This is a genomic window from Chloroflexota bacterium, assembly GCA_020850535.1.
Classification (GTDB): domain Bacteria; phylum Chloroflexota; class UBA6077; order UBA6077; family JACCZL01; genus JADZEM01.
On sequence record JADZEM010000112.1, the window covers coordinates 1 to 23,208 of the forward strand.

Sequence of the window (23,208 nt, forward strand, 5' to 3'; positions counted from 1 at the left end):
GCGCGACGGCCGTCGGGAACGGCCGGCACTGGTGCGACTGGAGCGTCGCGCAGCGACTGCAGGATGGTAGGCGGGGCTTTCAAGCCCCGACGCGGCGGCACGACGACATCAACATGCAATCGCCCTGGTCCAGGGGGTGCATGATCCTCCCAAAATAGCCAGGGTGCGCTATGCTGGAAGGATCTCACATTGGCGGATATATGATAGGTTTGACGCGGATGCAGCAACGCCACAACGGCGGCGAACGTACAGCGAGCGCGATCGCGGCGTAGCAGGGGCGCCCGGCAGGTCGTACCGGCGCCTCTTGTCTCAGGGACGCGCGCGCTTGGCAGGTCACATCGCGACCCTTTTCCGCAGAGCGGGGCGTTGGGGTCATAGAGAAGACTATGCGCGACACAACTGGACACAATATTACGTCTCCGCGAATATCCACTGATGCGCCCCGACGCGAGCGGCCGGAGCGCAACGGTCGTACGCGCCTCAGCGCACAGATGGCCCTGACGCAGGTCGCCCGGGCCATTGTCGGCCGGAGCAGCGCTGCGGAGGTCGCGCAGATCGTCGTCGACGAGGTCCGCCAGCTCGCCCCGGCCGATTGGAGCGCCGTCGCGTTGTGGGACGCCGAGCCGGAGCGGCTCCAACTGCTGGCCGTGGCCGGCGAGTGCGCCGTGCCGGGCATGGTCCCAGGGGTGACGCTGCCGCTCGGCGACCCCACGATCCGGGCGGTGCTGGAGCGCGGACGCTCGTACCGTGAGGCGGACCTGGCGCCCCGGTCGTCGCTGGGAGGGCCGCCGGTAGACGGGCTGTTGCCGGGAGGGCCGTCGCTGGCTGCTGCCGGCCTGCATGCCCGGCTCGTCGTCCCGGTCCTCGTCGGGGATGCGCCGGTCGGCGTGCTGGTGGCGGCCTCCTGCCAGCGCGGGGTCTACACTGTGGCTCACGAGCGGCTGCTGGAGCACCTTGCCGTCCACCTGGCGGTCGGCGTCGAGCAGGCCCGCCTGCTGGCCGACGCGCGGCGGCAGCAGGCGCGGCTGCTCGGGTTGCAACGGGTTGCCCAGCGGCTGGCGGTCCACACCGGCGACGACGACGTCCTGGATATGGTGCTCGAGGAGGCGGTTCGCTCGGTTGGCGCTGAGCGGGGGACGCTCCTGGGGTGGGATCAGGCGCGCCAGGTGTTGACGCCGCTGTGCTCGACACCGGCCATGCCGCCTGGCTCCCCGACGGATCTGCACGGCTGGCGTGTCGCCGAGCGCGCCATCCGCGAGCAGCAGGTGGTGATCCTGCCGACTGGCGGGCTGCCCGGCTCGGCCGGGCCGACCATCGGTGCGCCGCTCGTCGCCGATGGCCGGTTACTGGGCGCGGTCACGGCCCACGCGCCCGATCCTTGTCACCGGTTTGACGCGGCAGACGCCCAGATCTTCGAGTTGTACGCCGGGCAGGCGGCTGGCATCGTCGCATCGGTCCGGCAGTTCGAGGCCGAGCGTCGTCAGCGGCGCGGCGCGGAAGAGGTCGCGCGGGCGGCGGCGGTGATCGTGGCCGAGGCCGATCGGCAGCGCCGCTTCGACCTGATCGTCGAGCGCGCCGTCACGATTGTGGGCGGGGTTGCCGGGGGGCTCTCCCTGCGCGATCCGACGTCGGGCATGCTGGTGGTGTTGGCAGCGCATGGGTACCCGATGGAGCTGCGTGGCCGGACGGTGCCCCAGGGGCGCGGGGTCAGCCACCGGGTGATTGCCGAGCGTGGCCCGGTCCTGCTCGGCGACTACGCAGCCGATGTGCCAGCGTTGGGCTACTTCGACCATCATGCTTTCGGCCCGACCATCGGCGTGCCGGTCTCGGCGCGGGGGCAGATCCTCGGGACGCTGGTGATCCAGGCGCCGGCCGGTGCGCCGGCCTTCGACGGGGCGGACGTGCTGCTGCTCCAGACGGTGGCCGACCTTGCCGCCGTGGCCGTGGAGCACGCGCGGGCGCTCGCCCGGGAGGAGGAGCGCAGCCGGCAGGTCGACGCCGTGCGAACCGTCACGACCGAGCTGACCCGCGAGCTGGATCTGCCCGCCCTGCTGGACCTGATCCTGACCCGCACCTGCGAGCTGATGCGCTGCGAGGCCGTCTCGGTGCTGCTCTGGGATGAGGCGTCAGAGGCCCTGGTGTCGTCCGCGTCGTGCGGCGTGCGGGTCTGGCCGGAGGCCATCCGTATCAAGCTGGGAGAGGGTGTATCCGGCCTGGCTGCTGCCCGTCGTGAAGGCATCGTTGTCGAGGCGTACCAGGAGTGGTCTGGACGGCTGCATCCGTTTCCCGACACGATCGTGCCGACGTCCGTCATGGCGACGCCGATGCTGGTGCAGGATCGCCTCGTTGGCGTCCTGACGGCGAATCGTCTCGAGGTGGCCGAGCCGTTCAACCAGCATGACCTGGAGCTGCTGGATGTGTTCGGGGCGCAGGCCGCCATCGCGCTCGACCACGCCCACCTCTTCGAGCAGGCGACGGCGGCCGAGGCGCTGCGCGAGCTGGCGCGGCTCAAGTCGGAGCTGCTGAACACGGTCTCACACGAGCTGCGCACCCCGCTCAGCCTGATCTACGGCTACGCCGAGCTGCTGGTCCACCGTGCGGCGCAGCTCTCGACGTCCGAGATCGCACAGATGAGCGGTGAGATCCACCAGAGTGCGCGGATCCTGGCGCGGCTGGTCGATGACCTGCTCGACTTCTCAGACCTTGACCACGGCCGGCTGACGCTGCACCGCGCCGCCGTGCCGCTCACCGACCTGCTCGAGGGGTCGGTGCGGTCGTTCCAGGCGCAGCCGGGCGGCGAGCGTATCGGGACCGAGCTTGCGCCCGGCCTGGTGGTGGACGCCGATCCGGCCCGGCTGCACCAGATCGTTGCCAACCTGCTCTCGAACGCGCTGGCGTACGCGCCAGACGGCCCGATCCTGGTGCGCGTCGCACGGAGCGGCGAGGCGGTCCGCATCGAGGTGGTGGACCGTGGCCCTGGCCTCGGCCCTGAGGAGATCGGGCGGGTCTGGGAGAGCTTCTACCGGGGCGCGCAGGCAGCGGTCGTCGCCCGGCGCGGGAGCGGGCTGGGCCTGAGTGTGGTCAAGCGCCTGGTGGATCTGCACGGGGGCGAGGTCGGCGTGGAGAGCGCGCAGGGCCAGGGCGCGACGTTCTGGTTCACGCTGCCGACGACCTGAGCGGCGACGGTGCTGGGCGCTGCGTCCGCCCCCTGAGCCGAATCGCACGGCGCGCCCTGGCAGACGGCACGCGCGCCCTGCCCGACGGCGCGTGCCCAGCCCGACGGCACGCGCGCCCAGCCCGACGGCGCGGGTCACTCGATGCGCTTGCGCTCGAACGTCGTCGAGAGGATCAGCATCGTGCGGGTGCTGGAGACGCCCTCGACGCAGCCGATCTCGCGCAGCAAGTCTTCCAACGAGCGGGCGTCGGCCACGCGCACCAGCAACACGTAGCTGTCGTCGCCGGTCACGCTGTAGCAGGCTTCCACGGCCGTCAGCCGGTGGAACGCCGACTCCAGCCGCTCCCAGTGGAACCCGGGCAGCTGCCGCACGGCCACCAGCGCGGCGATCCCATAGCCGAGCAGCTCGGGGCTGGTGGCGATGGTGTACTGCTGGATGACGCCCCGATCCTCCAGCTTCTTGACGCGCGCGTACACGGACGGCGCGCTCAGCCCGACAGCCTGGGCAAGCTCGGCGTACGAGCGGCGGCCGTCCTCGGAGAGCAGGGCCAGCAAGCGACGGTCGGTGGGGTCGAGCGCGACCGGGGCCGCCGGTCGGTCGTCGGCGGCCCCCGCCGTTGAGCTGCGCGGCGCTGGTTGACGTGGCACGGCTTCCCGCTTTCCGACTCCTCCAGGTATCGGTATGCAGGATACCCGAGTGGCGGATGTTTGCCTACCGACCGGCGGCTTGCCCTCGTGCCCGGCCCCGTGCGATCCTCCGCCCGCCCGACGCGACAGGCGTCCGGCTGGCGCCCCACCCCACGCTGGAGTGCACCCGTCATGGCAGGTCAGTCTGACCCGTCCTCGGACGCCACCGCCGACACGTCCGCGCCGCTGCCCCGTGTCGCCTTTCTCGGTCTCGGCGCGATGGGCCGCCCGATGGCCGCCAACCTGCTCGAGGCGGGCCATCCGCTGACCGTCTGGAACCGGACGGCGAGCCGGGCCGAGCCGCTCACCGCACGCGGCGCGACGCTGGCCGCCAGCCCCCAGGCTGCCGCCGCTGACGCCGACGTGGTCATCACGATGCTGACGGACGTAGCGGCCGTCGAGTCCGTCGCCTTCGGAAACGTGGGTCTGCTGGCCGGGCTGCGGGCCGGCGTGGCCTACGTCGACATGAGCACCGTCACCCCGGCGCTCAGCCTGCGCCTCGCCGAGGCGGCCCACGGGCGTGGCGCGCGCTTCCTCGAAGCGCCGGTGCTGGGAACCATCGGCCCGGCGGCCGATGGCACGCTGACGATCCTGGCCGGCGGCGACGCCGAGACGCTGGAGGCCCTGCGCCCGATCCTCAGCGTCATGGGCTCCACCATCATCCATGCCGGGCCGTCCGGACAGGGCGCCTGGCTCAAACTGCTCGCCAATGCGCTGATGGGCGTCACAATGCAGGCGTTCTTCGAGCTGCTGGCAGTCGGGCAGCGGGCTGGCTTCGACCGCGCCACCCTGGCCCAGACGTTTGGCGCGCTCCCGATGTCCTCGCCGGTCATGCAGCGCAAGACGCCGCCGATCCTGGCCGGCGACTTTGCCCCGCAGTTCACCCTCGACCTGTTCAACAAGGACTTGCGCCAGCTGCTGGAAGCGGCCGGCGCGCTCGGGGTGGACTCGCCGATGGTCGCGCTGGCGCACGGGCTGTTCTCGCAGGCTCGGATCAGGGATCGTGGCGGGCTCGACTACAGCGTGGCGGCGCTGGCGGCGGAGGAGCGGGCCGGCATCACGCGCCAGGGCTGACGCTCGGGGCCTGAGGCGACCGGTCAGGCATCTTTCACCAGATGCCCAGCCGCGCAACAGGCTTGTGCGGAAACTCCCGTTGTACCCTCCGTCTGGCGCCGCCTATGCTTTCTGGGGCGGCGCTGCGTCGCTCGACAGCCCTGCCTGCGGCGGGGAGTGGCGAGCGACGGTGTTGAGGGAGGGTCTGTGCGCTCTTAGGGCGGAGTGGTCAGTCGAAGAGGCCGGCGATGCTCTGGGCGCGGTTGGTGGCCGCCGTCTGGCGCGCCGACCGGCCGCTCAGCTGCCGCCGAATGCTGACGGCGCTGTAGACCGCCACGAACAGTGCCGCCGCCACCAGCACCACGGTGGCCCCCGAGGCGATGTCCAGGAAGTAGCTCAAGTAGATCCCCAGCAGCCCGCAGAGCGCCCCGACCAGCGTCGAGAGCCAGAGCATCGTGCTGAAGCTGTCGGTCAGCAGGCGCGCCACGATGGCCGGGATCACCAGCGCCGCCGCGATCAGCGTCACGCCCATCACCTGCATCGAGGCGATGATCGTGCCGGCCAGCATCACCGAGAACGCCGTCTCGATCCAGGCCGTCCGGATGCCGTAGATCGGCGCAACCTCCGGGTCAAACGTCGTGAACAGGAGCTGCTTGTACAGGAAGAAGATCAGCAGCAGCGTCACGACGGAGACCAGCGCCACCACCAGCAAATCCTGATTGGTGACGCCCAGGATGTTCCCGAACAGCGCGGCGTCGAAGTTGCGGGTGAAGCGCCGGTACTGGCTGATCAAGGCCACGCCGAACGCGAAGCTGGCGGTCGTGATGATCCCGATGGCCGCGTCCGCGCCGATGTAGTGGCGTCGCGAGAGGGCGTTGATCAGCAGGGCGGCGGCGAACCCCCAGATGCCCGCGCCGACGTAGAAGCTGACGCCCATCACGTAGCTGGCGACGGCCCCGCCAAAGACGGCGTGCGAGAGGCCGTGCCCGATGTAGCTCATCCGGCGCAGCACGACGTACACGCCGATGAGGCCGCACAGCGCCCCGACCAGCGTCGCGGCCAGCAGCCCCCGCACGAAGAACTCGTAGCGGAACGGCTCCAGCAGGATCACCGGCCACACTCCGGCAGGATCACGCGCCGCGCTCCAGCGGCTGCTCGTTGCCGGGGTGCAGGCCGGAGCGCGTCGCCGCCAGCCGGTCGGAGACCAGGATCAGGTCGCCCTGGCGCACCACCACCATCTCGGCGCCGTAGGTGCGGGTCAGGATCTCGGTGGTGAAGATGTCGTCTGGCGTGCCCTGGGCCACGATCCGCTGATTGAGGCAGATGACCCACGGGAGGTGCGCTGCCACCGAGTTGAGATCGTGCGTCGTCAGCAGGACGCCGATCCCCTCGCCGTTCAGCTCGTGGAGCAGGTGCAGCACCTCGTGGCGCGTCTTGATGTCCGCGCCGGAGGTCGGCTCGTCCAGCAGCAGCAATTCAGGGTTCCGGATCAGCGCGCGGGCCAGGAAGACCCGCTGCTGCTGCCCACCGGAGAGGTCGCGGATGTGGCGCTTCGCGCAGTGGGCGATGCCCAGCCGCTCCAGCAGCGCCATCATGCGCTGGCGGTCGGACTTCCTGGCCCAGGGGAAGTAGCCGGACTCGGCGGCCAGCCCCATCAGCACCACCTGCTCGACGGTGACCGGGAAGCTCCAGTCGATCGTCTCCAGTTGCGGCACGTAGCCGATGCGGGGGCGGCGGCCGTCCGTGGCCGGGAACCGGACGGCCCCATGGAAGATGTCGGCCCGGCCGAGGATCGCGCGGAGGACGGTCGTCTTGCCGGACCCGCTCGGCCCGACGATCCCCGCGAACTGGCCCGGTGCGATGCTCAGGGCGATCCGTTCGAGGACCGCGCGGCCATCGTAGCCACAGGCGAGGTCGTCAAGCTCGACGAGCGCACGGTCAGACCGTGCAGCGGCGGGTGCGTGTACGACAGGCATCCTTAGGACTATGGCTGATAGGTGTTCGTCGGGTCCAAATTGTTGAGCGGAGACGGATCACCGCCGAGCGCCTCGGCCATCAGCTGCACGTCGAACTTGAGCATGCCGATGTACGTGTTCTCCGGATCGCCCGGCGCGCCGGGCGGATCGTCGTCGCGCAGCGAGTCGTAGTAGCGGACGCCGGTCTCGCGGCCGATCTGCTCCAGCACCGGGCTGGGGAAAACCTCCGAGCCGAAGATCGACGGTACGCCGGTCTCGCGGATCTGGTCGATCAGCGCCGCCACCTCGCGGGGCGACGGCTCGGCGAAGTCGCTCGGCTGGATCGCGCCGATCACCTGGAACCCGTAGCGCGGCGCAAAGTAGGCGAACGAGTCGTGGTAGGTGAGCAGCTTGCGGTTCTGCTCGGGGATGGTGGCAACGGTCGCCTTGATGGCCGTGTCAAGCTCGGTGATGCGGGCGCGGAACAGCTCGACGTTCTGGCGGTAGTAGTCGGCATTGGCGGCGTCGCGCTCGGAGAGGGCATCGCGCACCAGCTCCGCGAAGCGCAGCGCGTAGAGCGGGTTCATCCAGACGTGCGGGTTCGGATCGCCGTGCTCCTCGGGGAAGCTGAAGTCGAAGACCCACTGCTCGCGGGTGATCGTCTGCGGCCCCAGCTCGACGATCTTCGCGCCGGACTTGAGGTTGGCCTGGGCCAGCTCGATGGTGGTCCCTTCGAGCGCCAGCCCGTTGACGAAGATCAAGTCGGCTGAGGCCAGCTTGCGCGCGTCTGACGGGGCTGGCTCGAACGTGTGCGAGTCCACACCTGGGGCGATGATGCCCTCAAGCTCGATGCGCGAGCCGCCGACGTTCTGCACGATGTTGGTGATCGGGGCAACGGTGGACACGACCTTCAGCTTCGACTGCGCGGCGGCCGGTCCCGGCGCTGGCAGCAGGACGGCTGAGAGCATCAGCAGCAGCGTGGTCAGTACGGCGAGTCGCTTCAAAGTGGCTCCTCCCCCATCGTCGGCCGGCGCGGCTGGTTGCGGCCAGCCCATCGTCCGACTGTAACGTGCATGGAAGCATGTTTGCCAGATGTTGCACATGCCAACACTTACAGCAGCGGGCCGTCACCGCGTGGCGTCTCGGCGCGCCGGGCCAGCACGTCGCGGTGCACCACCCGTGCCGTCAGCGTCCCATCCGCGAGCATCGCCCGCCGACACGCCTCCCAGGCGTCGAGTGTCGCGCGGTCTACGCGGCCGAGGTCGCGCGCCGCGTCAGACACGAATCGCAGCAGCCAGTCCAGCACCAGCCGGGCGTCCGGGCCGTCTGCGGCGGCCACGTTCCAGACGGACGCGCCCTCCCGCACGATCTCCAGGCCGGCCGCCCGCAGGGCTGGCGCGAGCCGCCGGCCGGAGGTCGCGCCGCCGTACGCTGGGGCAGCGGCGCGCGGGCGGTCCATGTGCTGATGGAAACCGTTGAGGATCCGCTGCTCGGCCTCGGCCAGGCCAGGCCGCTGAGCCTCCAAGGATGGCCCGAAGCAGGTTTGGCCGTCGTAGGCGAGTGCGAGGTGGATCAGCCCGCCCGGCCGTGCCAGCGCCGCCGCCCGCGCGGCCAGCCGGTCGAGCGGGAGCAGATCGGCCAGCGCGTGCCCAAGCACGAGGTCTGCCGTGCCGTCGGGCGGACCGCCCAGGCTGTCGAGCGGCTGCAGGAGATCGGCGACGATCCGCGTGGCGCGACACTCGTGCCCTGCCTGCCCTGCCTGCCCTGCCTGCCCTGCCAGGTGGGTGCTGGCCGGTTTGTGCTGGCCGGCCGACCATGCAGCGTTGGGCTCAGCGCCCCTGCCCGGCGGCGTCGCCAGGGCCAGGAGCGCGGCGTCACGGTCCACGGCGTAGGCCTCCAGCGGACGCGGGGCCAGCCATGCCCGTGCCCGCCGGAGGGCGGCGCCAGTCCCGCTGCCCAGGTCGACGACTATGGGCACATACCCCTCGGGCAGCGCGGCGGCCCAGTCGCGGATCGCGCGGATGGCCGCCGCATCCAGGGCGGCCTCGTCGTAGCGACGGCGCGCCGAGAGCCATGCCGGATCGAACCCCATCGCGGGTCAGCCTGCCTGCCGTGTGGCAGACGGCGCAGCGACGGCCTGCAGCAGCCGCTCGAACGCGAGGATACTGTCGCTCCAGGTCGGCAGCGAGGCTGCGCGCTCGCGGGCCAGGGCCGCGCGCCGGTGACGCTCGTCGGGCGAGCGGGCCAGCCGTTCGATGGCGCGGGCCAGCGCCCCGACGTCGCCGGGCTGCACCAGCTCGGCTTCCTGGCCGCCGCGGACCACCTCCGGCACCGCCCCGACCCGCGTCGCCACGATGGGCAGCCCGGCGGCCAGCGCCTCGGCCAGCACCATGCCGTACCCCTCGTGGCTGGAGGGCAGCAGCAGCGCGTCCGCCTCGGAGAAGCGCCGGCGTAGCATGCCGGCTGAGACGCGGCCATGCACCCGCACACGGTCCTTGAGATCGGGCGCGCGGAGGGCGGCCCAGACCCGGGCGGCGTAGGCTGGATCGCGGTCCTGCTCGCCCACCAGATCGAGGGTGACCCCGAGGCCGGTCCGCTGGAGCGCCGCGAGCGCGTCGAGGATGCCCTTGCGCGGCGTCCAATGCCCGACGAGCAGCAGGTTGACTTCACCGTCCGGGTTAGCCCGGCCGCTGAGGCCTTCGTGCGTGTCCCAGCCTGGCCGCACCACTGCCGTCTGTATGCCTCGGCGCGTCAGCGGACGCACCGTGCGGGCCGTCGTCTCGCTGGTGCAGACGACGAGGTCGGCGGTACGGACCACCAGCCCCTCGACCATCCGGGCCAGCGCTCGCCCATGCCACGGGCCAGGCTCCGAACAGCGCAGGTGGTGCACCAGCAGTATCAGCGGCGTCCCGCGCAGGGCTGGTCGGAGGCGTCCCGTCAGGTGCGCCGCTGCCAGGGCCGGGTGTGCCAGCTCGTCCACGACCACGCTGCTCCAGTGCGCGTGCCGCAGGCCGGCGGCCAGCCTTCGCCCGGCCGCGAGGTCGAGCGGCCAGCCGCCGGCGCGGATGTCGAGCACGCCGACCGGCCAGCCCCGCACCCGCAGCCCGTCCACGATCCGCGCGTCGTACAGGTAACCGCCGGTCAGTTGCTGCAGCGGCCCCGGCGTCACCCAGCCGAGCGGGCGGATCCCCTGCCCGCCCTCACCCACCATCGCCCGTCTCCCACATCGGGCGCAGGATACCCTGTCAGGCCCATCCCGTCCTGAATTTCAGGAACCGCGCCGTGGCGGAAGGCTGATGGCACGCAGGCCGCGACGGAGGTACGCAGACCGCGACGGAGGTACGCAGGCCGCGCTGGACTACACGTTCAGCCGCCGGTACCGCCGCACCGCCAGCGGCGCGAAGATCGCCAGGATCAGCAGCGGCCAGCCGAGAGCCAGCGGCAGCGCGTTCGCCGTGGCCCAGGAGACGGCCGCCCCGCCCGGGTTCCCGAACAGCGCGCGGGTGGCCGTGACGGTCGCGGAGATCGGGTTCCACTCGACGATGCCCCCCAGCACGGCCGGCATCGTCTCGGGCGGGGCGTAGACGCTCGACAGAAAGGCCAGCGGCCAGATCAGGATCTGGAACGTCATGATCGCTTCTGGCCGCTTGAGCACCAGCGCAAGGTAGATCCCCAGCCAGAGGAACGCGAAGCGCAGCAGGAGCAAGAGCCCGATAGCGAGCAGGGCGTTGCCGATCCCCTGCTGCCAGCGCCACCCGACCAGCAGCCCGCAGCCGAGCATCAGCGTCAGCCCGACGGTCGAGTTGAGCATGTCGGCGATGCCGCGGCCCAGCACGACGGCCCCCGAGGAGATCGGCAGCGAGCGGAAGCGGTCGGTCACGCCGCGCTGGGCATCCGTCGTGACGTGGGTGAACGTCTCCATCACCCCGAAGAGCATCGTCTGGGCGAAGATCCCCGGCATCAGGTAGGCGAAGTACTCGCCGCCGCCGGGCAGGGACATCGCCCCGCCGAAGACGTACCCCATCATCAGGGCGATGATGACGGGGAAGACCAGCCCCACCAGCAGGTTGAACGGCTGCCGCAGCCAGTGGCGAATGTCGCGCTCGGCGATGGTCCAGCCGTCGAGGAGCGCCCAGCCAGCCCGCGCGGCCCAGGTGCGCGGCATCGAGGGCGCGATGATGCGTGGCGTGCGCGTCTGCCGCGCTTCAAGCGCCGTCATGCGCCCTCCGAGGGTGCCGCGCCGGTGTGGTGGCCAGTCAGGTGCAGGAAGACCTCGTCCAGGGTCGGGCGGCGGAGTGCGAGGTCGTCGATCTCGATGGCGGCGGCGTCAAGCGCCCGGACCACCTCGACCATGCCGGCCATGCGGTCCGCGACCGGTGCGCTGATCTGCCGCGTGTCCTGGTCGATCTCAGGCGCTGCCCCGGCGATCCCCTCCACGATCCTTGCCGCCTCCGGGAGCCGGTCGGCCCGCCGCACGATCACGTCGATGCGGTCACCGCCCAGCTGCGATTTCAGCTCGGCGGGTGTGCCGTGTGCGATGACCCGCCCGGCGTCGATGACGCAGATGGTGTCGGCAAGCTGATCGGCCTCATCCAGGTACTGGGTGGTGAGCAGGACGGTCGTGCCGTCGCGTACCAGGGCGCGGACGGCCTCCCAGACCTCGTTGCGGCTGCGCGGATCGAGGCCGGTCGTCGGCTCGTCCAGGAAGAGGACCGGCGGGGCCAGGATCAGGCTGGCCGCGAGATCGAGTCGCCGCCGCATGCCGCCCGAATACTGGCTGACCGGGCGGTTGCCGGTCTCGGTCAGCCCGAACTCGGCCAGCAGCTCGTCGGCCCGCTGAGCCGCGACCGTCGCGCCGAGGTGGTACAACCGCCCGAACATGACGAGGTTCTCGCGACCGCTCAGGATCTCGTCGACGGCGGCGTTCTGGCCCACCAGCCCGATGCGGTAGCGGACCTCGGCGGCCTGCCGCACCACGTCGAAGCCGGCCACTTCGGCGCGCCCGCCGTCTGGCAGAAGCAGCGTCGAGAGGATGCGGACCGCCGTCGTCTTGCCGGCGCCGTTCGGCCCGAGCAACCCGCAGACCGAGCCTGGTGGCACTTCCAGCGTGAAGCTGTCCAGGGCCGGGGACCTGGCCTGGGGGTACTGCTTGCGGAGCCCGTCAGCAAGGACCGCGAGATCAGCCATGCGGGAAGACCTCCAGGCAGACAAGCAGCCCGACTGTAAGACATAATCGTACAATGTACGGTATTCTTGCTGCAACGGTCTTCTTTCCTGGAGCTTTCGGGCAGAATAGGCCATGGCGTCCACCGAGATCCCCCCTGACGAGTCCCTCCTCAGCGATCCCCAGCGCAGCATGGTGTTGCTCTGGCGGTCGGCGGCTCCCGCGCAGCGGCGCGGTCCGAAGCCCCGCTTCACGGTGGAGGCCATCGTGCAGGCGGCCGTCGCGCTGGCCGATGCGGAGGGGCTGGCGGCCCTCTCGATGCGGCGGGTGGCCGAGCGGCTGGGTGTCGGGGTGATGTCGCTCTACACCTACGTCCCGAGCAAGGCCGAGCTGCTGGACCTGATGATCGACACGGTCCACGCCGAGCTTGCCCGCGTGGACTCCGAGGCCGACGCGCCCCCGGCTTGCTGGCGGGATCGGCTGGCGCGGTCGGCCCGCGAGCACTGGATGCTGTACCAGCGGCATCCGTGGCTGCTCCAGGTGAACAAGGCGCGGCCGGTCCTCGGCCCGAACATCTTTGCCCAGTACGACGAGCAGTTGCAGGCCGTTGACGGCCTGGGCCTGTCCGACCTGGAGATGGACGCGGTGGTGGTGCTGCTGGCGGACTACGTGCATGGGGCGGCGCGCGGCGCGGTGGACGCCGCCCAGTCCGAGCAGCGCACGGGACAGTCTATCGAGGCGTGGTGGTCGTCGTACGGCCCGCTGCTCGAACAGCTTTTCGACCCGGACCGCTACCCGCTGGCGGCGCGGGTCGGGCAGGTGGCGGGCGAGACCCACCAGGCGGCCTACCACGCGGCGTTCGCGTTCACCTTCGGCCTGCAGCGCGTCCTCGACGGCATCGAGGCGCTGGTCCGCTCTCGCCGGCGAGCGGAACTCAGCTAACTTCCTCCATCTACCTGTACTTCCTAATGTGCCCGGTTCAGCATTGGCTAGCCACGGCCAGATTTTCGGGGTCGGCAATCCCTCCATCGAAGGGTGATATCGCATCTTGCGTCCGTCCTGCATCCGTGTTCTGTGCATGCTGCCCAAGCAGCGGCGCTCGTCAGGCTGGAGTGAGGTGGGAAGGCTGACCTGTGTAGAATGCCGGCGCGCTGCCGCCCCCTCCCCATCCTCGCCAGCCGGGCCGGCGCGCACGAGGAGGCACGATGCCGGCGAGCAACAAGCAGCGCGCGAACGGTGGCACAGTCGAGCGAGCAGTGCTGCTCGGCGTGCTGCGGGGGCAGACCACCCGCGAGGCCGCGGCCAGGGCGGCCGGCGTCACGACAGACCACCTGGACGCCGCTCGCGACGCCCTGCTGGCCGCCCAGCTGCCGCCCGCGAGCCTCACCCTCAAGAGCGCCGTCGAGCGGCCCGTCCGTATCGTCCGCGACGGCACCGGCACGCCCCATATCTACGCCGAGACTGCTCGCGACCTCTTCGTTGGGTACGGCTTCGCGCTGGCGCAGGATCGGCTCTGGCAGATCGACTACTACCGTCGCCGGGCGCTGGGGCGGCTGGCCGAGATCCTCGGGCCAAGCGCCGTCGCCTCCGACCGCCGCCACCGCCTGCTCGGCCTCGGGCGGCTGGCCGACGGGGAGATCCCGACCCTCTCCGAGGAGGCCGCCACCGCTCTCGACGGCTTCACGGCCGGCATCAACGCCTGGATGAGCCATCTGACGGCCATCGGCAGCCAGCTTCCCGTCGAGTTCGAGATCCTGGAGTACACGCCCGAGCCGTGGGCCGTGCGTGACTCCATCGCCCTGATGCGCGCCTTCTTCTGGCAGTTGACCGGCCGGCTAGAGAACATCGCCGCCGGCGAGGCCGCCAACCGCTTCCTCGGAGCGGATCTCGGCGCGGACTTCCTCACCACCGAGGCCGCCGACGAGACGATCCTGCCGTCGGGCGCCGGCCGGCTGGTGGGGGCGGGGACCGGCGGCGCGGACACGGCCGGCGGCTCCAACAACTGGGCCGTGTCGGCGTCGCGCTCGGCGTCCGGCAGCGCGATGCTCGCCTCGGACCCGCACCTGCCGTACATGCTGCCGGCCGGGCTGTATCAGGTCCACCTCTCGGGCGCCGGCTACGACGCGACGGGATCGGGCTACCCTGGCACGCCCGGTATCTGGTTCGGCCACAACGACCGCATCGCCTGGGGCATCACCAACCTCGTCGCCAGCCCGCGCGATCTCTACGTCGAGACGCTCAACCCTGACGACTCCACCCAGTACCGTGACGGCGATACCTGGACGGCCCTCGCGTCCCGCACCGAGACCATCTCGGTCAAGGACGCGGCCGAGGAGACTATCACCATCCGCGAGACCGTGCGCGGGCCGCTGGTCGACGAGATCGTGCCGCTCGCGCCCGAGGCCGGCCCGAACGGCGAGCCGACCGCCCTCAGCGTCCGCTGGACCGGCCAGGAGATCGTCGGCGATGTCCAGGCCCTGCTCGATATGAACCGCGCCTCGGACTGGGCGAGCTTTCGCGCGGCCCTGTCTGGCTGGCGGCTCCCGATCTTCAACCTCGTCTACGCCGACGTGGACGGGCACATCGGCTGGCAGGCGACCGGCAGCATCCCGATCCGTGGGACCGGTGACCTCTCGCGCGGCTACCGCCCGGCCAACGACCCGGCCCATGCCTGGACCGGCTACATCCCGTTCGACGATCTGCCGCGCCTGGAAGACCCCGCGCGCGGATGGGTCGGCACGGCCAACAATCGGCCCGTCGCCGTGGACGAGCAGACCGTCCCGCTCTACGGCTGGTGGGCGCCCGGCCACCGCGCCGCGCGGCTGCGCCAACTGCTGGACGATGGCCGCACCCTCTCGGCGGACGACATGCGGGCCATGCACGCCGATACCGGCAACGGCCGGGCCGCCGAGGTCTTGCCGAAGCTGCCCGCGCTGATCGGCGGCGGGGCGGCTGGTGCGCGCCTGCTCGGCCTGCTGGACGGCTGGAGCCGCCAGATGAGCGCTGACAGCGTCGCGGCCACCGTCTTCGAGGCGTTCTTCGAGGGGTGGCAGCGGCGGGTCATCGCGGCGCGGCTCCCGGCCGAGGTGCAGCCGTTCCTCGGCTCGCTGGGGGCAGGCTCCGGCCTCGCGATGCGCCTGTTGAGCCAGGGCACGCCCGCCGACTGGTTCGGCCAGAGCACGAGCATCGCCGCCGTGGCCGAGGAGACGGCCGCCCAGACCCTTGCCGATCTCGAAGCGCGCTTCGGGGCGGACACGGCCGGCTGGCGCTGGGGCGCGGTCCATCAAGTGTCGTTCGTGCACCCGCTGGACGGCCGGCCCGGCACGGACGGTCTGTTCAGCACCGCCCCCCGCGAGGTGGCCGGCACCGGCTACGTCCTCAACGCCAACAGCTTCTCGCACGACGAGCCGTTCGACGTGGTCTCCGGGCCAGAGTACCGCCTCGTCGTGGACCTGGGCGACCTGGACGCCACCACCGCCGTCCTGACGACCGGCCAGTCCGGCCTGCCCGGCTCGCCGCACTACGCCGACATGGTCGATCCGTGGGTGCGGTGCGAACCGTTGCCCCTGCCGTTCAGCCCGGCCGCCGTGGAGGCCGCGAAGGCCGGCGAGACCCGCCTGGAGCCGTAGCGAGGACAACACCCTCTCCCTCTGGGAGCGGGCTGGGGTGAGGGCTGTATCCTGCGAGTCCAGGTGAGGGCCGGCAGCCGTCCGGACTACAGTATGGTCAGCCGCACACGGACGTGCGCGGCCAGTCGTACGCAGACGTACGTCGTACGCAGACGTGCAGGGCGGGCGACGCTCGCCGACAGCGCCGCTGCCACGCCCGACCGATGGAGGGACCGCCATGACCGCACCCACCCGTGAACGCCTCGGCGTCAAGGAGTTTCAGCCGATCTTCGACCGGTGCAGCAACTGGGGCCGCTGGGGCGCGGACGACGAGCGTGGCGCGCTCAACCTGATCACGCCGGAGAAGCGCATCCAGGCGGCCGGCCTCGTGCGGGAGGGGACGACGGTCAGCCTCGCCCATCCGATCAACACCGTGGGCGACGCCGAGAACATCTCCCCGGCCGTCCATCTGATGGTCCGCGCCGGCGACGTGGTGGACGGCGTCACCGTCACCTCGATTGCCGACCATCTGGCGGTCTCGCCGCATGGGCAGGCCCACTCCCACCTGGACGCCCTCTGCCACTTCGCGTGGCAGGGCCAGATCTACAACGGCCGGCCCGTCACCGCCGTCACGTCGATGGGCGCGAAGGCGAACGCCATCACCATCGGCCAGGACGGCATCGTCTCGCGGGGCGTCCTGTTGGACATCCCCCGGCTCAAGGGCGTCGACTTCCTGGAGCCGAACCAGTCGATCTCGGTGGCGGACCTGGAGGCGGCCGAGGCGGCGGCCGGCCTGCGCGTCGAGCCGGGCGACATCCTGCTGGTCCGGACCGGCCGCCACGTCCGCCGCAAGGCCAAGGGGCCGTGGGACAGCCGCGTCACGCTGGCCGGGCTGCATCACGAGGTCGGGCCGTGGCTCAAGGACCGGGACATCGCGCTGCTCGGGTCGGACGGCGTCAGCGACTACCGCGAGCACCCGTTTGACTGCTGTTCCCACCCGATTCACGTCCTGACGCTGGTGGCGATGGGCGCACAACTGCTCGACAACCAGAACCTGGACGATATCGCCGTGGCCTGCGCCGAGCGCTCGCGGTGGGCATTCATGCTGGTCATCGCGCCGCTCAAGCTGGTGGGTGGCACCGCGTCGATGACGAACCCCATCGCGATCTTCTGAGGCGGCGCACGGCGCGTGTCAGGGCTTGGCCCCGTGGGTGGTCCGTTCCCTGGCATCCCTCCTGGTACACTGCGAGCGCGCGTCCTGAGGGTGTGGCGCGGCCCTGACCCCCGGCCCGGCAGACGGCCCCAGCGCCGGCGTGGCCGCGCGGACGAGGCCGCCGCGCTGCTCGGGGCGGTTGAGGGCGAGCTGGATGCGCTCGCAGGCCTCCTCGGCGAGCCGGATCTGCGCCTGACCGTCGCCTCGCAGAGCATCGCGCCATCCGCCTGAGGCTGTTCGCTTCCTAACAGGGCTGCACCCGACTCGCGTGCCGCCCGTTACGCACGTAGACAGAACCCAGGCTGCTGGCCGCCCGTCCCCCATCGCGTGGCGCGTCAGGCCTGGACCGAGCTGTCAGGCGTCCTCTTGCTGACAGGCTGGCCGTCTCCCCAGTGACAGCCAGCCATCGGCGTCGGCGCTACCCTGCTTGTAGGAGCCCGGCGCCATAGCGAAACCTCCATGGTGCATGCCCGCGGCAACCTCACCCCCTAGCCCGCTGCGCGGTGAGGTCTTGCCTGTTGGCACAAGCGGCTGCTGTGCGAGACACTCTTCCCCGGGAGTTGAGATCGATGTCGCGTGTACGCCTGCTGATGGCGGCCTTGTTCGCCCTGCTGCTCAGCGTTCAGACGATGGTCAGCGTGCCAGTCGCGCTCGGCCAGACCGAGACGGCGCAGAATCCCGATCTGTCAGTGTCGCTCGCGGTGCAGGAGCGCGCCGCGCAGGGTGAGACGGTCGCGGCGACCATCTCCATCGTCAACAATTCGGCGCGGCTCCAGACCATCGTCGTCAAGGGCGTCTGGCTCGACCCGACCGGCGACGCTGCCATCACCACGCGAAACGGCCTGCTGCTGCCCGGCCAGACCGTGACCCGGACCATCGACTACGTCGTGAACGAGAAGTGCGTGCCCGGCATCCACGAGCTGACGGTCAGCGTTGAGGGGCGGGGCGGCGCGTCGAGCGCCAAGGCGGCCGTCGAGATCCTCTGAGACGGCGTCTGCCGGGCCGCACGGTCGGTCGGCTCGGCTGCGCCGGGCGCTGACGGCATTGGAGCCGCTGCGCCGCGACCGGATACAGTTCCCGGAGCGCGAGCGTGTCGAGGTTTTGATGCCTGAGTCCACTGGCAAGATCGATCTGCACCTGCACACGAACAAGTCGGATGGCCGCCTGACGCCCACGGAGCTGGTGCGGCTCGTTCACCAGGGCGGCGTCCGGCGGATGGCCCTCACCGACCACGACACCACGGCCGGCGTGGACGAGGCGATGGCCGAGGGCCAGCGGCTCGGCGTCGAGGTCATCCCAGGCGTCGAGCTGGGGACCGACAGCCGCAGCGGCGACATGCACATGCTCGGGCTGTTCCTGGACTACCGAGACGCCGAGTTCCAGGAGACGATGGCCCGCTTCCGCGAGGGGCGCGTCGCCCGCGTCCACAAGATCGTCTCGAACCTGGCCGAGGTCGACGTCAACATCAGCGCAGCGCGGGTGTTCGAGATCGCCGGCGAGGCGTCGGTCGGGCGGCCACACGTGGCGCAGGCCCTGCTCGAAGCCGGCTACGTGAAGGCGATGCCCGAGGCGTTCGAGAAGTGGCTGGCCTATGGCGGCCCCGGCGATGTCCCCCGCGACAAGCTCTCGCCGGAGGACGCCATCGCGATGGTGCACCGCGTGGGCGGGCTGGCCATCGTGGCGCATCCCTACGAGGGCAAGAACATCCTGGAGCAGTTGCCCGGGCTGGCCGAGGCTGGCCTGGACGGCGTCGAGACCTACTACCAGGGGTACGGCCCGGAGAAGGTGCAGGCGCTGCTGGCGATCTGCGAGCGGCTGAACATCCTGCCGACGGGTGGCTCGGACTACCACGGGTTCCCGCTGGCCGGCCATGAAGCGGTCGTGAACTACCCCGGCTCGGTGGAGATCCCGCCATCGGTGCTGGATCGGCTGGCGGAGCGGCAGCGGGCGCAGCTTCGGAAGTAGCCTCTCGTCTGGCAAATGCTGGACTCCTGGCCAGCGCGGCGTAGAATGACTGCAGGATGATCGCGCCAGACGCTGAGCCAGAACCCGGTACGAGCCCGTCCAGCACGCCCCCATCCGACGCCGATGTCAACGGCGAGCCGGCCGGCGTCAACGGCGAGCCGGCCGATGTCAACGGCGAGCCGGCCGGCGTCAACGGCTATCGCGGCTGGCTCGATCACCTGGGTGGCATCTCCGATCCGCTCGGCACCCGCGAGGGCCAGCTCGACCGGCTGCTGACCGTGACCGGCGAGGTCGTCGGCGGCGAGCTTGAGCCGGAGATCGCGCTGCGCCGCCTCTCCGAGGCCGCCGAGCGGTTCATCGCGCACCACGGCGTCGATATCGGCTGGATCGAGGACGGCCAGTCGTACTGCAGCCTTCAGCAGATGGCCGGCCTGCCCGAATCCGAGCGCCCCGGCGAGATGGAGACCATCGACCGCTCGGGGCTGGCCGCCGTGATGCGAGACGGCCAGCCGCTGATCGTGGACGACCTCCAGGCGTCTCCCTGGAAGGAGCGCCTGAGCGCCAGAAAGCTGCGGCAGGCCGTACAGGCCGGCGCGCGCGCGGCGCTGATCGTGCCGATGCGGCTCGGGCGGCGCATCACCGGGATGCTGGAGTTCCACCACCACGAGGCCGGCGTCTACACCCAGGCCGACCTTGTCATGGCGGCGCGCATCGCCGAGCAGATCTCCCCCGTGGTCGAGGCGCTGCACCTCTACAAGCGCGAGGAGCTGGTCCGCCGGCAGCTTGAAACGATCTTCGAGACCAGCCAGGCGATCAGCGCATCGCTCGATCTGGAGCAGACGCTGCCGGTGGTGGGGCGGTCGCTGACGCGGGCGCTGACCCTGCCGACCTGCGCCATCTACCTGTACGACGAGTCGCGCCAGGCGCTGGTCCCCCGGGCCGCCTACAGTGGCGCTGATGACCAGGAGCTGAAGGAGGCCGCACGCGCAGACGCAGCCCTGGAGACCATTGAGCGGGCGTTCTACCAGTACAGCTTTCCGCTCAACGAGCCGCTCGGCGCCCTGATGAACGATCTGCGCCGGCCGCTGGTCATCGACAACCCGGCCCAGTTCCGCGGCATCCCGCCAGACTTCCTGGCCGCTGTGCCGTTCGCAGCGGTGATGCAGGTGCCGCTGGTGGTGCGGGATCGGCTGGTCGGGATGGCGGCGCTGCCCGTCTGGGAGGCCGGCCAGGGCTTCACCGAGCGGCAGTTGAAGCTGGCGATGGGTATCGCGCAGTCGGCGGCGGTGGCCATCGAGCACGCCCAGTTGTACGCTCGCGCCCGCGAGCTGGGCATGGCCGAGGAGCGCAACCGGCTGGCTCGCGAGGTGCACGATACGCTGGCCCAGGGGCTGACGGCGATCACGTTGCAGCTGGAGGCGGCCGAGCGGCTGATGCCGCCCGGTGCCGAGGCCAACCGGCTGGTTGGCGAGGCGCGCTCACTGGCGCGGCGCTCCCTGGCCGAGGCCCGGCGGGCCGTCTGGGGACTGGCGCCCTCGCCGCTCGACGGCCGCTCGCTGGCCGAAGCGCTGGCGGACGAGGTGGCCGGGTTCGGGCGGCGGACGGGGCTGACGGCGACATTCGCGGCGCGCGGCGAGCCGCCCAAGGTGCCCGGCGAGCAGGCGGCGGCGATCCTCCGCGTGGTGCAGGAAGCGTTGCACAACGTCGAGAAGCATGCCCAGGCCAGCAGGGTCCGCGTGGAGCTGGAGTACCTCCAGACGAGTGAGGCTCGGCACCTGCAGTTCCTGGTGGCGGATGACGGCGTCGGGTTCGACCCGACCGAAGCCCACGCCGGCGAGATCCGCGCCGACGGCGGCGGCTTCGGGCTGACCAGTATGCAGGAGCGGATGCGGCTGATCGGCGGGCGGCTGGATGTCGAGAGCGCGCCAGGCTGGGGGGCGCGCATCCGTGGACAGGCGGCCCTCTCCGACGAGCGGCGGCCCGATGCGCCCGGGTACGTCGGCCCGGCGTCCACCGAGGCGGTGCGGGTGCTGCTGGTGGACGATCACCCGCTGGCCCGCGAGGGCATCCGCCGGCTGCTCGACGGCCGCCCCGACGTGGCCGTAATGGGCGAGGCCGAGGATGGCGTCGAGGGCGTCGAGCGGGCGCTGGCGCTGCGGCCAGACGTCGTGTTGATGGACCTGCAAATGCCCAGGCTGTCCGGCGTCGGCGCGATCCAGGCCCTGCGCGAGCAGTGGCCCGAGGCGCGCGTTTTGATCCTGACGACCTTTGCCCAGGACGAGCACCTGTTCGAGGCGTTGCGGGCTGGCGCGCGCGGCTATCTGCTGAAGGACGCCGGCCCCGACGAGCTGGCAGCGGCGATCAAGACCGTCCACCAGGGCGGCTCGCTGGTGCAGCCGGTGATGGCCTCACGCCTGCTGGACCGGTTCGGGGAGCTGGCGACGCGCGAGCGGCTGCCGGAGCTGCTGACCGAGCGCGAGATCGAGGTGCTGCGGCTGGCGGCATCCGGCGCGCGCAACCGCGAGATCGCCGAGCGGCTGACCGTCACCGAGAAGACGATCAAGTACCACCTCGGGCAGGCCTACGCGAAGCTCGGCGTGACCGGACGCACGGAGGCCGTGGCGCGGGCCCGCGAGCTGGGGGTGATCCCGCTGGACGCGCACGCGCTCGCCTGACGCCGCCATCCCTGCGCTCGAACGCCGCCAGGGCGATTGCATGTTCATTGGTGTCCCCGAAGCATCATGGAACGGGCGGTCGGGGACTGAAGTCCCCGCCTACAGTCACGCTGTCGCTGCGCGACGGCCGTTGGGAACGGCCGGCACTGGTGCGACTGGCGCGTCGCGCAGCGACTGCAGGATGGTAGGCGGGGCTTTCAAGCCCCGACGCGGCGGCACGACGACATCAACATGCCATCGCCCTGCTGCCTACGTGTCGCCGATGGCCGGGTTGTTCGGGTTGTCGTAGACTTTCAGCCCGGACGAGTCTGTCACCGCAAACGCGTTCTCGCCGACCATCCGCGCGGCGTGTTTGCGCTCCCACTCGGCTTCGATGCCGGCCCGCCAGCGGTCGGCAGCGGCCCGCATCTCGGCCACCAGGGCCGGCTGCTCGGCGGCGAGGTTGGTGCGTTCGCCCAGGTCGTCTTTCAGGTTGGAGAGGTGGACCGGCTCGCGCTGGGGCAGATCGTCGATCAGCAACCCGTTGAGCACCAGTTTCCAGTCGCCCCGCCGGACGGCCGTCTGCACGCCGATCTCCCAGAACACGTCCTCGTCCTGGTGCGGCGAGCCGGCTTCCTGGGCCACCATCGGCAGCAAGTCCTGGCCGTCGAGCGTGTACCGGGCCGTGTCGCCGCCGGCCGCCCGCAGGAGCGTCGGGAAGATGTCGATCCCGAGCGCCAGCCCGTCTACCACCTGCCCGCCGGGGATCTGGGCCGGCCAGGAGATGATGCCCGGCACCCGGATCCCGCCCTCGAACAGGCTGAACTTGTGGCCGGTCAACTGCCCCGAGGAGCCGCCGTAGTACCAGTCCAGGCTGCCGTCCAACCAGTTTCGGGACTGCCGCGAAGGGCCGTTGTCGCTCATGAACATGACGATGGTATTCTCGCGGACGCCCTGGCGCTCCAGCTCGTCCATGACGAAGCCGATCTGGTCGTCCATCGCGCTGATCATGGCGGCCATGATCTGGCGGTCAGCCTTCAAGTGCGGGAAGCGGTCCTTGTACTTCTGGGGCGCGTGCATCGGGTGGTGGGGCGCGTTGAAGGCGAGGTAGAGGAAGAACGGCTCGTCGCGCTGGGCCGCCGAGCGCACGAACTGGACGGCGCGCTCCCCGAACATCTCGGTGGCGTACTCGCCGTCGCGCCAGACCTCCTCACCGTTCTCCCAGAGATCGTGCACCAGGAAGCCGATACCCTTCTTGCCGTTTCGGACCACCTCGCGGTTGGCAGCGCCCCAGATCAGGTGAGAGTAGAAGTCGAACGCGCCGCCCAGGTGCCCGAACGACTCTGCAAAGCCGCGCTCGGCCGGCCGCGCGCCGTCTGCCGCGCCCAGGTGCCACTTCCCGACGAGGCCCGTGTGGTAGCCCTGGTCGCGCAACGCCTCGGCCAGCGTCGGCACGTCCGGCGCGAGGCCGGGCGTGTCGCGGTGGGCCATCAGGATGTTGCGGACGCCAGCGTAGCCGGGGTAACGCCCGGTCAGCAGGCTGGCGCGGGACGGCGAGCAGACCGGCGAGTTGACGCAGAACTCGGCGAGGCGCGCACCGGAACGGGCAAGCTCGTCGAGGCGGGGCGTACGGAAGTCCGTCGCACCCATGCAGGAGAGGTCACCGTACCCCTGGTCGTCGCTGACGATCAGGATGACGTTCGGTCGAGAGTCGGTCGGTCGGTTCACGCGCAC

17 protein-coding genes are annotated in these 23,208 nt (G+C 71.0%); 8 read left to right on the forward strand and 9 right to left on the reverse strand.

The genetic code is table 11. The annotated features are described in order from the left end of the window. The first annotated feature begins 491 nt into the window (after positions 1-491). Positions 492-3,176 carry a GAF domain-containing protein gene (locus IT306_15095; GenBank protein ID MCC7369752.1) on the forward strand — a complete coding sequence of 895 codons (2,685 nt, stop codon included), beginning with the start codon at positions 492-494 and terminating at the stop codon, positions 3,174-3,176. Between the two features lie 134 nt (positions 3,177-3,310). Here the strand turns inward: IT306_15095 and IT306_15100 are convergent, their stop codons facing one another. Further along, positions 3,311-3,823 carry an Lrp/AsnC family transcriptional regulator gene (locus IT306_15100; GenBank protein ID MCC7369753.1) on the reverse strand — a complete coding sequence of 171 codons (513 nt, stop codon included), beginning with the start codon at positions 3,821-3,823 and terminating at the stop codon, positions 3,311-3,313. Positions 3,824-3,994: 171 nt separating this feature from the next. Between IT306_15100 and IT306_15105 the strand changes: the two genes are divergently transcribed. Then, on the forward strand, positions 3,995-4,936 hold the full coding sequence (locus IT306_15105; GenBank protein MCC7369754.1) for an NAD(P)-dependent oxidoreductase: 942 nt from the start codon (positions 3,995-3,997) through the stop codon (positions 4,934-4,936). A 208-nt stretch (positions 4,937-5,144) separates the two neighbouring features. Here the strand turns inward: IT306_15105 and IT306_15110 are convergent, their stop codons facing one another. The 7 genes from IT306_15110 to IT306_15140 form a co-directional block, all read right to left on the reverse strand. Then, positions 5,145-6,026: a metal ABC transporter permease gene (locus IT306_15110; protein MCC7369755.1), complete on the reverse strand. Its 882-nt coding sequence runs from the start codon at positions 6,024-6,026 to the stop codon at positions 5,145-5,147. A gap of 19 nt (positions 6,027-6,045) precedes the next feature. Then, a complete protein-coding gene (locus tag IT306_15115) occupies positions 6,046-6,891 on the reverse strand; it encodes a metal ABC transporter ATP-binding protein (protein MCC7369756.1) in 846 nt (281 codons plus the stop codon). 8 nt (positions 6,892-6,899) lie between these two features. Beyond that, positions 6,900-7,838 carry a zinc ABC transporter substrate-binding protein gene (locus tag IT306_15120; GenBank protein ID MCC7369757.1) on the reverse strand — a complete coding sequence of 313 codons (939 nt, stop codon included), beginning with the start codon at positions 7,836-7,838 and terminating at the stop codon, positions 6,900-6,902. 143 nt (positions 7,839-7,981) lie between these two features. Further along, positions 7,982-8,962, reverse strand: a complete 981-nt coding sequence (locus IT306_15125; GenBank protein MCC7369758.1) for a hypothetical protein — start codon at positions 8,960-8,962, stop codon at positions 7,982-7,984. Positions 8,963-8,968: 6 nt separating this feature from the next. Next, positions 8,969-10,081 (reverse strand): glycosyltransferase family 4 protein, encoded by a 1,113-nt coding sequence (locus IT306_15130; GenBank protein ID MCC7369759.1) that lies wholly within the window; start codon positions 10,079-10,081, stop codon positions 8,969-8,971. Positions 10,082-10,228: 147 nt separating this feature from the next. After that, complete coding sequence (locus IT306_15135) at positions 10,229-11,035, reverse strand: ABC transporter permease (protein ID MCC7369760.1); 807 nt, start codon at positions 11,033-11,035, stop codon at positions 10,229-10,231. 50 nt (positions 11,036-11,085) lie between these two features. Further along, a complete protein-coding gene (locus IT306_15140; protein MCC7369761.1) occupies positions 11,086-12,057 on the reverse strand; it encodes an ATP-binding cassette domain-containing protein in 972 nt (323 codons plus the stop codon). Between the two features lie 112 nt (positions 12,058-12,169). Between IT306_15140 and IT306_15145 the strand changes: the two genes are divergently transcribed. The 6 genes from IT306_15145 (at position 12,170) to IT306_15170 (ending at position 21,495) form a co-directional block, all read left to right on the forward strand. Then, positions 12,170-12,976 carry a TetR/AcrR family transcriptional regulator C-terminal domain-containing protein gene (locus IT306_15145; GenBank protein MCC7369762.1) on the forward strand — a complete coding sequence of 269 codons (807 nt, stop codon included), beginning with the start codon at positions 12,170-12,172 and terminating at the stop codon, positions 12,974-12,976. A gap of 263 nt (positions 12,977-13,239) precedes the next feature. Next, positions 13,240-15,663: a penicillin acylase family protein gene (locus tag IT306_15150; GenBank protein ID MCC7369763.1), complete on the forward strand. Its 2,424-nt coding sequence runs from the start codon at positions 13,240-13,242 to the stop codon at positions 15,661-15,663. Positions 15,664-15,880: 217 nt separating this feature from the next. After that, complete coding sequence (locus IT306_15155; protein MCC7369764.1) at positions 15,881-16,816, forward strand: cyclase family protein; 936 nt, start codon at positions 15,881-15,883, stop codon at positions 16,814-16,816. 608 nt (positions 16,817-17,424) lie between these two features. Next, complete coding sequence (locus tag IT306_15160; GenBank protein ID MCC7369765.1) at positions 17,425-17,841, forward strand: hypothetical protein; 417 nt, start codon at positions 17,425-17,427, stop codon at positions 17,839-17,841. A 118-nt stretch (positions 17,842-17,959) separates the two neighbouring features. Beyond that, positions 17,960-18,820 (forward strand): PHP domain-containing protein, encoded by an 861-nt coding sequence (locus IT306_15165; GenBank protein ID MCC7369766.1) that lies wholly within the window; start codon positions 17,960-17,962, stop codon positions 18,818-18,820. A 56-nt stretch (positions 18,821-18,876) separates the two neighbouring features. Next, entirely contained in the window at positions 18,877-21,495 is a 2,619-nt protein-coding gene (locus IT306_15170) for a response regulator (protein MCC7369767.1), read from the forward strand. A 249-nt stretch (positions 21,496-21,744) separates the two neighbouring features. Here IT306_15170 and IT306_15175 read toward each other — a convergent pair whose 3' ends face one another. Then, positions 21,745-23,202: a sulfatase-like hydrolase/transferase gene (locus IT306_15175; protein ID MCC7369768.1), complete on the reverse strand. Its 1,458-nt coding sequence runs from the start codon at positions 23,200-23,202 to the stop codon at positions 21,745-21,747. Positions 23,203-23,208 lie beyond the last annotated feature (6 nt).